The 12,458-nt window shown below is 44.6% G+C and carries 11 protein-coding genes; 5 read left to right on the top strand and 6 right to left on the bottom strand.

Translation table 11 applies throughout. The features are described from left to right. The 4 genes from RDP42_RS11970 to xerD all read right to left on the bottom strand — a co-directional run. The coding region (locus RDP42_RS11970; RefSeq protein ID WP_308763867.1) for a magnesium chelatase domain-containing protein at nt 1–644 on the bottom strand (644 nt) is incomplete at its 3' end. Between the two features lie 23 nt (nt 645–667). Beyond that, nucleotides 668–1,687, bottom strand: a complete 1,020-nt coding sequence (locus tag RDP42_RS11965; protein WP_308763866.1) for a thioredoxin-like domain-containing protein — start codon at nt 1,685–1,687, stop codon at nt 668–670. A 137-nt stretch (nt 1,688–1,824) separates the two neighbouring features. Beyond that, on the bottom strand, nt 1,825–3,501 hold the full coding sequence (locus RDP42_RS11960; RefSeq protein ID WP_308763865.1) for a tetratricopeptide repeat protein: 1,677 nt from the start codon (nt 3,499–3,501) through the stop codon (nt 1,825–1,827). 140 nt (nt 3,502–3,641) lie between these two features. Continuing rightward, the gene (gene xerD / locus RDP42_RS11955) at nt 3,642–4,556 is read right to left on the bottom strand and encodes a site-specific tyrosine recombinase XerD (RefSeq protein WP_308763864.1); all 915 of its coding nucleotides are present in this window, start codon (nt 4,554–4,556) and stop codon (nt 3,642–3,644) included. A gap of 66 nt (nt 4,557–4,622) precedes the next feature. On the opposite strand from xerD, the gene aroQ reads away from it, so the two are divergent. The 5 genes from aroQ to RDP42_RS11930 all read left to right on the top strand — a co-directional run bounded on the left by aroQ (nt 4,623) and on the right by RDP42_RS11930 (nt 8,839). Continuing rightward, nucleotides 4,623–5,051 carry a type II 3-dehydroquinate dehydratase gene (gene aroQ / locus RDP42_RS11950; RefSeq protein WP_204474505.1) on the top strand — a complete coding sequence of 143 codons (429 nt, stop codon included), beginning with the start codon at nt 4,623–4,625 and terminating at the stop codon, nt 5,049–5,051. Between the two features lie 10 nt (nt 5,052–5,061). Further along, nucleotides 5,062–6,522 carry a pyruvate kinase gene (gene pyk, locus RDP42_RS11945; RefSeq protein WP_303915216.1) on the top strand — a complete coding sequence of 487 codons (1,461 nt, stop codon included), beginning with the start codon at nt 5,062–5,064 and terminating at the stop codon, nt 6,520–6,522. A gap of 2 nt (nt 6,523–6,524) precedes the next feature. Then, a complete protein-coding gene (locus RDP42_RS11940) occupies nt 6,525–7,163 on the top strand; it encodes a class I SAM-dependent methyltransferase (RefSeq protein WP_308763863.1) in 639 nt (212 codons plus the stop codon). A 9-nt stretch (nt 7,164–7,172) separates the two neighbouring features. After that, nucleotides 7,173–7,508: a 30S ribosome-binding factor RbfA gene (gene rbfA, locus RDP42_RS11935; protein WP_022053011.1), complete on the top strand. Its 336-nt coding sequence runs from the start codon at nt 7,173–7,175 to the stop codon at nt 7,506–7,508. Nucleotides 7,509–7,609: 101 nt separating this feature from the next. Then, the gene (locus RDP42_RS11930; protein ID WP_308763862.1) at nt 7,610–8,839 is read left to right on the top strand and encodes an FtsX-like permease family protein; all 1,230 of its coding nucleotides are present in this window, start codon (nt 7,610–7,612) and stop codon (nt 8,837–8,839) included. On the opposite strand, the gene RDP42_RS11925 is transcribed toward RDP42_RS11930, so the two are convergent. Both RDP42_RS11925 and RDP42_RS11915 read right to left on the bottom strand, forming a co-directional pair. Then, nucleotides 8,763–9,455: a hypothetical protein gene (locus tag RDP42_RS11925; RefSeq protein ID WP_308763861.1), complete on the bottom strand. Its 693-nt coding sequence runs from the start codon at nt 9,453–9,455 to the stop codon at nt 8,763–8,765. The two genes, RDP42_RS11930 and RDP42_RS11925, sit on opposite strands and share 77 nt — an antisense overlap. A gap of 475 nt (nt 9,456–9,930) precedes the next feature. Continuing rightward, on the bottom strand, nt 9,931–12,252 hold the full coding sequence (locus RDP42_RS11915) for an outer membrane beta-barrel protein (RefSeq protein WP_308763860.1): 2,322 nt from the start codon (nt 12,250–12,252) through the stop codon (nt 9,931–9,933). Between the last annotated feature and the right edge of the window lie 206 nt (nt 12,253–12,458).

Here is a 12,458-nt window from a genome sequence, read left to right as displayed (position 1 = left end):
TGGCCACCGGCAGCAGCCACTTCAAGGGCTCGTTTCACATTCTCCTGTCCTTTTACTTCAGCAAAATCGAACGGAAAAGTAGACTGATGTTTATAGAATTCTTCTCGGGTGTGTACAATGGTGGGTTGTAAGGTGCGCGTACCGTTCAGAAAATCGATTACTTCTGTAATTCGTTCCACGCCATAGACGGCCAGGTTGTTTACGACCGCTGCCTCCGAAGCATTCTGTTGTGGCAGAATGATACCTTTAAATCCTTGTTGGCGGGCAGCAATGGCAATGGGAAGGGCCCCTTTGATGGGTTGCAGGCTGCCGTCCAGGCTCAGCTCTCCAATAATCAGATAATCTGCCAGGTGCTTGGCCGAGATAGTCTCATTGGCCGCCAGAATGCCGATGGCCAGTGGAAGGTCGTACGAAGCTCCTTCTTTCCGGATGTCTGCCGGTGCCATATTGACCACAATCTGCCGTGTCGGAAATTTGTATCCGTTCACTTGTAAGGCGGATACAATTCGTTCATGACTCTCTTTTACGGCAGAGTCGGGGAGACCCACTAAATAAAATTTTATGCCGCGGGAACAATTTACTTCAATGGTGACGATGGTTGCATCTATTCCTTGTACCGCAGCTCCAAAGAGTTTTACTAGCATTTAAGGTTATTTTAAAAGGCGTATTATTTTTGTTCTTTGCTTTCTGCCATCAAGGTCTTCAGTTTTTCTTCCAGTTCCTTTCCGTAAAGGTTACGTCCCAAGATTTTCCGGTTACGGTCAACCAGGACATTGAATGGGATATTTCTTACCTGCAGTTGTTTCAAGGCTGGGGTATTCCATCCTTTGTAGTCGCAGATTTCAATCCATTGTTCGTTGTCTTTTTCTGTATTTTTTAGCCATTCTGTCTTTTGGTAATCTAAAGAAAAGTTGATAACTCTGAAATCTTTTTTGAGTGACCGTTGGCTTAAGGCATACAAGGAATCTTTGAGGGTCAGGCTTTCCTTGTCCCAGCTGGCCCAGAAATTAAGCAGAGAATATTGCTTCTGATTGCTACCGCTCCATGACAGGTACTCTCCGTTTCTTTTCTTCACCGAAATGTAGTTCAAATAGGTAGTACCGCTTTTTTCTTTGTCGGGTATTTTCTGTAGTACTTCATTGAGTATTCTGCAGTCTTTTACTTTTCCGCTCAGAGGTTCAGCCAGTTTAGCAATGAGTGTCAGGTCAGGTTGGTCGGTCTGGCTGAAATATTGCCATAAGATATAGGCAGAGGCATACGATTCCGGATGATTTTGAATGAATGTTTCTGCTTGCCGTCTGATTTGGGTTTGATCTTTGAGGGCCTGAATACTTTGTCGGAATTCCTGGAGTTCGTTATTGGGACCGTCACCCTGAATTTCCGGATGAGTGAAGTCCCCTTTCAGAGACACTTGCCAGCCTTTGTCGGCAAAAATGGGTATTACTTTTCCTGAATCGTTGACCAGGCGGAAGGTGCTTATTGTATCAGGAGTAAAGGTATAAATGAACTTGCCGTCTCTCGGGTAGATGGTGTCCAGCTTGGCTTCCGGGTCATCATGGACCACTAAAATCATGGTGGAAGTAATGCCCTCCAGTTCGCCTTTCAGCTCAAATTCTTGGTTTTGTTTACAGGAATCCAGACAGAACAGCAGATAGACTGAAAAGAGAAGCAAGTATAATTTTTTCATAAACGGATTTTTATTTATGCGAAAATACATATTTTCATCCTATAATCTTGCATGTTTTTCCTATTCTTTCCGGTCAAGCCATAAAAAAACCGGAATCACTTGAAGTGACTCCGGTTTTTGAATTGTAATTTATTGGATTACTTAATTTCGTTTGCATATTTTGCAAATTCGCGGTCGTTCTGAGCTTTAGCAGCCAAAGTAGCATCCTGCTGTTTTACTTTGTCCATGCTGCTCTTAACCAAGTCAGCGTTGTTAGTTCTTGCACCCACAATAGCCATCAGGTAGTTAGTGTAAGCATCCGGGTTCTTCACTGCAGACAGAGTAGATTTAGCTTTGTTGTAGTCTTTAGCCAAAATCTGAGCCAAGGCAGCAGAGTTAGTCTTAGTGTCACCGAATGCCTGTACAGCGCGGTCATATTGACCTTGTTTGATGTACAAGTTACCCAGAGCTTCGTTAGCAGTGTTAGCACCTGTTGACTTGCTCAAGTAAGTTTCAGCGTTAGCTACATTACCCTTAGTCAATTCAATCAAACCAAGGTTAGTGTTTACTTCAGCAGCGTTAGCGTTCTTGCTGGCAGCCTGTTTGAAGTAGTTTTCAGCAGAAGCCAAGTCACCGTTAGCGTAAGCCATCATACCCAAGTTGTTGTAAGCACGATAGTCGTTCGGATACAGTTCTACAGTTTTCTTGTAGATAGCTTCTTTACGAGCGTTGTCGTTAGTCAGAGTAGCAGCATACAGCAATTCTTCGTTGCTCAATACCTTAGCGTCAGTATCAAATGCAGCGTTGATTTCTTCGTCGCTACGTCCGATTACATCGTAGTTAGCAGTCAAGCGAGCACGACGCAACTGCGGCAGGATTTCGTCAGCCAAAGTCTTGTAAACTGAAGAAATGTTCTTGATTTCAGTTTCACGCTGTTCTGGATCGTTGTACATAGAAAGAACACGCAAGATCAGGTCTTTATCCTGGATGTTTGATTTAGAAACCAATTCCTGGAAACCTTCCCAGTCCTGAGCAGTGTATTTAGCATCTACAGTAGTTTCGATCTTACCTTTCTTCAATTCTTTGTTCAAATACTTTTCAGTATTGTTCTGACGATCTTCAGCCAAAGTAGTATTCAGTTTTACACCACCATCAGGAGAAGCGTAAGCAGAAATTTCGATATTGTTCAGCTTGTAGTTCTTAGTATCACCTGCTACAGTAACAACTTGTTTGTTGAATGCTTTCAAGCTGTCTGACTTCAATTCGCTTGCGCGAAGGTTAGCCTGCTGGATCAAGAACATGATCTGAGCTTCTTTAGCTTGTTTGATGATACGCTGGAATGCATCCGGAGCCAAAGCTGCGTTAGCTGAATTTACAGTAGGAAGTTCTGAAGTAGCGATAACACCATCAGCAATCTTTACAGAAGGAATAGTGTATTCTTTTTTACCTTTCTTGATCTTGAAATCAAGGTACAATTCAGATTTAGCCATTTCAGGAACATAGTCGAAAGAGGCTTTCATTGTATAAGTACCACCAGTCTTGTAAGAAATAGTCTGGTCGTTACCTTGTACTTTTTCGCCCTGGAAGGTAGCTGGCTGACCTTTAGCTTCGCCGCCATCCCATCTCAAAACCGGAGTAACTTCAACGATAGCGTTCTTTTTGAAGTACTTTTCAGGGAATTTACCCGTGATAGTAACAGGAACCTTACCTCCAACTGCCTCTAACACTTCAGGATTTGTTGTGAAGTAATCAGCGGACAATTCGCCCATCTTGCTACATGAAGAGAAAGCAAGGACTAACAATGCCACTAACGGCAAATACAACTTCTTAATCATGATGTTAAATATTTAGTTTGTATAAATGAATAATTCCATTCATATTTGCGGGCAAAGATAAGAAAAACTCCCTTATGTGTTAATCTTTATCCGCTTTTTTTTGAAGAATCATTGGGAAAAAAGCTTAAAAAGTGGGGATTTTATTCATTTTTATGTAAATTACGCGGGTGGTGTTTTAGGATTTCCTGCCGCAGACGGCTGCGGTCGAGGTGGGTGTAGATTTCCGTGGTGCCGATGCTTTCATGCCCCAGCATGCATTGTATGGCTCGCAGGTTGGCTCCTCCTTCTAGCAAATGGGTGGCAAATGAGTGACGGAAGGTGTGTGGGCTGATGGCCTTTTTCAGTCCGATTTGTGCGGCCAGCTCCTTGATGATGTGAAACACCATGATGCGGGAGATGTTCTTTCCGAACCGGCTGATGAACACGAAGTCCTCGTAGCCTGGCTTGATGAGTCCCTGGTTTCGGTCGGCGAAATATAATTCCAGCTCATGGATGGCGCGTGAGGAAATGGGTACCAGCCGTTGCTTGCTGCCTTTCCCTTCCACTCGGATAAACTTTTCTTTCAGGTACAAATCAGAGAGTTTGAGGTTGCACAGTTCTGATACTCGCAGTCCGCAGCTGTAGAGGGTCTCCAAGATGGCTCGGTTGCGTTGCCCTTCACGGGAGGTGCGGTCGATGGCCCCTATCAGGTTATCAATTTCTTCTACGCTCAGCACATCGGGCAGATGTTTGCCTATCTGCGGTGATTCCAGCAATTCGGACGGGTCTTGTTCAAGGTATCCGTCGAGCACCAGAAAACGGAAAAAGGAGCGGATGCCCGACAGGATTCGGGCCTGTGAGCGGGGATGAATGCCGATGTCGCGAAGACCGGCTGAGAACGTCTCCAGATTTTCCAAGGTGACATTGCTGAAGTCGATGCCTTCCAGCTCCAGGAAGGCAAACAGCTTGTCCAGATCCGTGAGATAGGCTTCTACAGTATTGGCTGAGAGTGACTTTTCTAGCTTCAAGTATTGCTTATACTTTATTATTATGTTTTTTTTATCGGCCTTTTTCATTTCTTTTTCGTATCTTTGCGCCAAATTCTTCTACAAAAGTATTAAAAGTTCAGCAGAAGTAAACAGATGAAAATACAAATAATCAATGGCCCGAACATTAATCTGTTAGGCAAACGGGAGCCTTCCATTTATGGAGCAGAATCTTTTGAAAGTTATCTGGAAAAGTTGAAAGAAAAGTATCCGTCGGTTGAGTTTGCGTATTACCAATCGAATGTAGAAGGGGAGCTGATCAACAAAATTCATGAAATTGGTTTTTCGTACGACGGCATTGTGCTGAATGCGGGTGCTTACACCCACACCTCCATCGCTCTTCAGGATGCCATCCGTGCGGTGACCACTCCAGTCGTGGAGGTTCACATTTCGAATGTACACAAACGGGAAGAGTTTCGTCACAAATCCATGATTTCCTGCGCCTGTGTAGGCGTTATCTGCGGCTTTGGCCTGGATTCCTATCGTCTGGCCGTAGAGTCCTTTTTAGTCAATAACAAATTATAGTATATTTATTATGATGCTTAAACAAACAAAGATCGTTGCGTCCATCTCGGACTTGCGCTGCGAAGTAGATTTTATCAGAGACCTTTTTAATGCAGGTATGAATGTGGTTCGTATGAATACGGCACATGCCAGCCGCGAAGGTTTCGAAAAGTTGATTAATAATGTGCGTACCGTTTCCAACCGTATCGGTATCCTGATGGACACCAAAGGACCGGAAGTGCGTACTACGGCCAGTGCAGAAGGCCCGATTGAATTCAAGACTGGTGATAAAGTTCGTATTGTGGGAAAACCGGAACAGGAAACCACACACGAATGCATTGCAGTGACTTATCCGGGATTTGTACACGACCTGTCTGTAGGTGCCAAGGTGCTGATGGACGACGGCGAACTGGAACTGGAAGTTGTTGACAAGAACGAAGATACACTGTTCTGTGAAGTGTGCAACGATGCCACATTGGGAAGCCGCAAGAGTGTGAACGTACCGGGCGTACGCATCAACTTGCCTTCACTGACAGAAAAAGACCGCAACAATATTCTTTACGCCATCGAAAAGGACATCGACTTCATCGCTCACTCTTTCGTGCGCAACCGTCAGGATGTGTTGGACATCCGCGAGATTCTGGATGCACACCACAGCGACATCAAGATTATTGCCAAGATTGAGAACCAGGAAGGTGTGGACAACATCGACGAAATCCTGGAAGTGGCCGACGGCGTGATGGTAGCCCGTGGTGACCTGGGTATCGAAGTGCCGCAGGAACGTATCCCGGGTATCCAGCGTATCTTGATTAAGAAATGTATCCTGGCCAAGAAGCCGGTTATCGTGGCTACACAGATGTTGCATACGATGATTAACAACCCGCGTCCGACTCGTGCCGAGGTAACCGATATTGCCAATGCCATCTACTACCGTACTGATGCCCTGATGCTGAGTGGCGAAACAGCTTACGGTAAGTATCCGGTAGAAGCCGTGAAGACTATGGCGAAGATTGCAGCCCAGGCTGAAAAAGACAAGATGGAAGAAAACGATATTCCAATTCCTTTGACTCCGGAAAATACCGACGTAACCAGCTTCCTGGCTAAACAGGCGGTACGTGCCACCAACCTGATGCCGATTCGTGCCATCATTACCGACAGCTTCAGCGGTCTGACTGCCCGTAACCTGGCTGCTTTCCGTGGTAAATATCCAGTACTGGCTATCTGCTACAAGGAAAAGACCATGCGTCACCTGGCTCTGTCATACGGTGTGGAAGCTATCTACATGCCGGAAAAGGCCAACGGACAGGAATACTACTTCACTGCCCTGCGCAAGCTGATTAACGACGGCGTGCTGTCAGAAAATGAAATGGTGGCTTACTTGAGCGGTGGTAAACAGGGAACTCATACTTCCTTCCTTGAAATCAATCAGGTGGGCGACGTGCTGAAAAGCGCAGAAGATTACGTGTTGCCCAACCGTAACCGTTACTTGTAATCATGGAAGAGACAGACGCGCTCGATGAATACATTCTTCAGCATATCGATGAAGAAAGTGACTACCTGAAAGCGCTGTACCGGGCGACGCACGTGAAACTCCTGCGTCCCCGTATGGCTTCGGGTCACTTGCAGGGAAGAATGCTGAAGATGTTTGTGCAGATGATACGTCCGAAGCAGGTGCTTGAGATAGGTACTTACAGCGGATACTCTGCGCTTTGTCTGGCAGAAGGTCTGGAGGACGGAGCCATGCTCCACACTTTCGAGATCAATGACGAGCAGGAAGACTTCACCCGTCCGTGGTTGGAAAATTCCCCGTATGCCGATAAAATCCGGTTCTATATCGGAGACGCTTTGCAGATGGTGCCTGAGATGGACATTGTGTTCGACCTGGCCTTTGTCGACGGGAACAAGCGTTTTTATGTGGAATACTACGAGATGATTCTAAAGAAAATGCATTCCGGCGGCTACATCATCGTCGACAACACCCTGTGGGATGGACATGTGCTCGAGGAGCCGCATCACACCGACACGCAGACCATCGGCATCAAGAAGTTCAACGACCTGGTGGCTGCCGATACACGGGTGGAGAAAGTGATCCTGCCCTTGCGCGACGGTCTGACTATCATACGTAAAAAATAAAAAAGTAATATGGAAACAACCAGACAAAACAAGATTGCCCGCCTCATTCAGAAGGAACTGAGCGAGATTTTCCTTTTGCAGACCAAGTCTATGCCGGGAGTGCTGGTTTCGGTCAGCATTGTCCGCATCAGTCCCGATATGAGTTACGCGCGTGTATATCTGAGTGTCTTCCCTTCGGAGAGAAGTGAAGAGATTGTGAAGAACATCAATGCCAACATGAAGTCCATCCGCTTTGAACTCGGCAACCGCGTACGCCATCAGTTGCGCATCATTCCGGAACTGAAGTTCTTTGTGGACGATTCGCTGGATTATGCGGAGAAGATTGACGAATTGTTGAAGAAATAATTACATGTAAGATACGAGTAAATACTCACAGAAGAGTGCGCGGCAGGTCCTGTAGCTTCTGTGGGTTTTTATTTTATCCATAATATAAATAAGGTATAACGGTGAATTTCCCTTTTTACATAGCCCGGCGTTATTTGTTTTCCAAGAAGTCGCACAATGCCATCAATGTGATTTCCGGCATTTCAGTGTGCGGAGTGGCGTTGGCTACCCTGGCTTTGGTGTGTACCTTGTCCGTGTTCAACGGTTTTCAGGACCTGGTTTCGAATCTTTTTACCGCTTTCGATCCGGAGCTGAAAGTAGTGCCGGCTGCCGGAAAGGTGTTCGACGGACAGGACAAGTCCATTGTGGCCCTCCGGAAGATGCCCGAAGTGGCCTTGGTGTGTGAATCGCTGGAAGACAATGCCCTGGTGCAATATCAGGGGCGGCAGGCCATGGCGGTCATCAAGGGAATGGAAGATAATTTCACCGAGCTGACTCCGCTTGATACCATCCTTTTTGGAAAAGGAGACCTGCTGCTTCACGACGAGGTGGCAGACTATGCTATTCCCGGCGTGCAGTTGCTGGCCAATCTGGGCACCGGTATCCGTTTCCTTGACCCGCTGGAGGTGTATGCCCCCAAGCGTGGGGCCAAGGTGAACATGGCCAATCCGGCTGCTTCCTTCACCGGAGGTAATCTGTTCTCTTCCGGACTGGTGTTTGCCGTGAACCAGGAAAAGTACGATGGGTCTTATATTATTACCTCTTTGCAGTTTGCTCGCAAGCTGTTTCAGTACACCACCGAAGTCAGTGCCGTCAACCTGAAGCTGAAGCCGGGCACCGACGTGGATGCCTTCAAACGCAAGTTGGAGAAACAGTTGGGTGAACGCTTCCGCGTGCTCGACCGCTACGAACAGCAAGCCGACACGTTCCGCATCATGAAAATCGAGAAATTTATCTCTTATCTTTTCCTGACCTTTATTCTGATGATTGCCTGTTTCAATGTCATTGGTTCCCTGTCCATGCTCATCATCGACAAGCGTGACGATGTGGTCACTCTGCGCAACTTAGGTGCCAGTGACCGGCAGATTGTGCGTATCTTCCTCTTCGAGGGGCGTCTGATATCGTTCATTGGGGCTGTGGCAGGTATCGTACTGGGCGTATTGCTCTGCTGGCTGCAACAGACCTTCGGATTGATTTCACTGGGAGCTTCCGGCAGTTTCATTGTCGATGCTTATCCGGTCAGCGTACACTGGCAGGACGTGGTGCTGGTGTTTGTTACCGTGCTGGCGGTAGGCTTTCTGTCGGTGTGGTATCCGGTGCGCTACCTGAGCCGCCGTCTGTTGTCGAAATAGGCTGTCCGGTGAAGAGCACATAGATTTTGTGTGGCGCTCTTCCCTGGGTGCCCAGTTTCTTTTCCTTTACCCATTTGCTCAGGTCTTTCCAGGCCTTCGACTTCTGTAGCCCGGTCAGTTCTCCGTACTTTGTCCGTGTGATGAACGGGTGCTGTTTTAGGTATTCCATGACCAGATTCAGTCGTTCCTGTTCCGTGTAGCGTGCGGAACTTTGCTGAAACTTCCATCCAGCTTTGGCCCGCGAGAGCTGTGGTCCGCGGCATCGCTGGTTGAAGCTTTTGGCGGTGCGGAACCTCACTTTGTCAAAGCAGACACTTTGTGCGTGTATCTCGCCTTCGTCGGTTACTTCTTTTTCCGCTTTCAGGTTGGCTACGGCGTAGGCCATGTGGCCTATTTCCACAGACTCCCCATGAGCGATGTAGTAAGCCGTCCATTTTTCCACTTCCTCCATCACCCCGATGACCGTACCTTCCTTGAATCCGGAAGAACGGGCTATCTGACGGATGATTTCACTGAAGGGTACAGCCCCTCTGGTCACGAGTTTCGGATAAAGCTTCGGGTTCTTGTCTTCGTTCTTTGTTCCCGGTACGGGAAGAAAATCATATTGTGCTTCCATGGTTTTGATGATATGTGTAATTGTTTTTTATGTTTTCGCAGGCGGAAACGTAGGGTTCCCGCACGGAGGACATACGTTTCTCTTGTGGAAAACGTATGTTTCCGTGGTGGGAAACATCAAAATTTCCAGTGCGAATATAAGAAGATGTGCCGAGGCTTTGTAGACTTATGTAGACCTCTGTAGACTTATGTAGACTTAATGTTGTAATTTATGCAGAACCGGTGAGATTTTGAAGCAGGACGAGGTAGGCTGGTTTTGTATAGAGGGGCATGTATATGCGTTTCCTGACAGACATGAAACTCCTCTGGGAAAGTCTCGAATGGCTCTACAGGCATATCTGCAAGCATTGCGTTGGCTTCTTTAGGAGTGCCATGTCCTGTCGGATGGAATTTTTAAGCAAACATAGAAAAATGGCAATAAAAAATGGCATAGGAAGATGATAGACCATAATCACTTCATATGCCATTTTATTTTTTTAATACAATCTGTTTAATTCATCTTTCGCAGCAGAACCACCTTTGAATTTATGTTTGATTTTGTTGAACTGATAACTTACAGAAAGGGATATGCCGCGTGAGGCACCTTTGATTCTATAATCATAGGCTACACCATTTGTATGAACACTGTTTTTCTGCTGCCATGTATTAATAAAATCTGAAGCAGAAAGATTAAAACTCCAGTTTCCCACACTTTTGCTGCACGTAAAATTCAGCATACCTCCACCATGTGTATAATATAAGCCGTCATGTCCTTTACTAAGCCAAATACCTGACAAATACAGATAAAAGCCAAGAGGCAAATCAAACCGGTTGTTCAAGATTATTCTACATAAAGGCTTATTATATTTCTGCATCTTATCAATTCCATATTTCAAATCTTGCAAAGCAAGGAGTCCCTGAATTGAAGGATGCCAAAACTTTATATCAAAACCTTTATAAAGAGTTATTTGCCATGCATTGTAAGCAGGTAGATTTTGATCTGCACGGACGTTAACACCCAGGTCTTCTTGATATGTATATACAGACTGTATCGAACGCACTCTACGGAGATAAGATATATTCATCATCCATTGTTTCCAACCGAGACTGAGTGAGAGGTCATGAGTAAGAGAAGAACGAATCAGTGGATTTCCTGTTTCCCACAGAGTATGAGATACATAAGTATAGTTTGTATTCAATAAAGAATAACTTGGTCTCTTTACTTTGGTTTGATATGATAAACCCACAGATGAAGAACCTTTTTGCCAGTTAATATGTGCTTCAGGAAGCCAGTCATGATAAGACTTTGATTGCGCATCCACCCGTTTCTCATCAGCATAATATGTAAAATCAGTAATCTCATAACGAAGACCACCTCCCAATTTCCAATTGTTTCCTAATGAATGATCATACGACAAGTATATCGCACCCAAATGTTGCGTTTCTTCGTCAGTACCCGGTTGCAGGTCTGGTGTTTCACCTTCTGATTGAGTATGGAAATTCTGTGTATTGTTGGTAAAAGAATACTGTACTCCACCGTCGAAGGCTCCACCCCATAAAGGAACACTGATATTGGCTTTTCCAGCAGCCAGATTATAGTCACTTTCATTCTCAGTAAAAACTGAAGAAATATTTAAGTTATCAGAGGTCTCTTTCAAATCACCGGAAGTTGTATTTTTGCCAAAAATATAATCGGCATCTATACTTAATGTAGTTTCCTTACCTATTTTTTGAATCAGATACGCATTGAAATGATGATTATATGAGTTGCTATTATAAAGATAGTCTGACAAAAGATCTGTATAGGTTGAAGCATTTGTAACTTCTTCACCGTTAGAATTAAATTTAGAAGTGGGTGTTTTATCCATTTCATACCGTAAACCTACCGAATTGTCATCATAGTCAAATAAAAGGCCCGTATTTAAATTCCATTGATTTGTACGTCCCGAAGCATTTTGATAGGAATCAGTATATAACTTGTTATCATTAAAAACCTCATGATATTCTCTATCCTGTTTAAAACCATTGTCTGCATAATTAAATCCGCCAAATAATGTAACCCCATTGATAAAACTATAATTCAAATCAGCAGATGCATTGCCTGAAGTAACTTCCGTACGTTGCCCTTTTGCATATACAGTACCGCTAAGGCCCTCTAAACTTTTGCGCGTACGGATAATTATAACAGAAGTCACATTACCCCCATATCGTGAACCTGGTCGTGTTATAACCTGAACATCTTTAACATCAACAGATGACAGGCGTTTCAATTCGTCCTGGCTTCTTACCATTCTGTTGTTTATATATATTTCAGGAGTACCTCTACCAATCACTTGAATACTTCCGCCACTTCCATCTATCATAGGCAATTGCTGAAGAGCATCATAGGCAGTTCCTAATTTGGCTATGGGATTATTATCCATTGAAACCGTCAGTCGATCCGGTGAAGCTTTTACATACTGACGATGGCCGGTAATACTTACTTCTTGAAGAGCTACGGAAGACGAATTGAGATAGATTGTCTTTGGCAAACAATTAACCGATATATATACAGGTTCATACCCGAGAAAACTAATACTTATTTGTTTCCCTTTCATATCAGAATTGTCAATACTGAAATCTCCTGAGTCATCAGTTAGAGTACCACGAAGTAAAAGTGAATCACTGTCCAACAAAACCACATTTGCATAAGGAAGTGGTAAAGAATCTGAAGCACATTTTACGTTGGCTCTCAATATTTGCCTTACATTCTGAGCTGATAATTGGTCGCAATAACCGCAACATAAAAGTATGCCTATAAACATAAAACTTCTTAGCATAATTAATTTCTTTTTTGATGTTTCGTTGTTGCAAAAATAGAGGTTATTTCTCTATACAGAATGGCAGGCATCTCTACATTTTAGATGTGAGCAAAATGATGTATATTGTTGTAAATCAACGGTAAAGCGTGTGTAGATGAGAACGGCTTTCTCTACATTTTCATTTTTCAGAACTCTGCCACCCATCTGTCGAGTGTCGTTTCATC

It is taken from the genome of uncultured Bacteroides sp., from assembly GCF_902472605.1.
Taxonomy (GTDB): Bacteria; Bacteroidota; Bacteroidia; order Bacteroidales; family Bacteroidaceae; genus Phocaeicola.
This window is presented reverse-complemented; position numbering and strand designations above follow the sequence as displayed.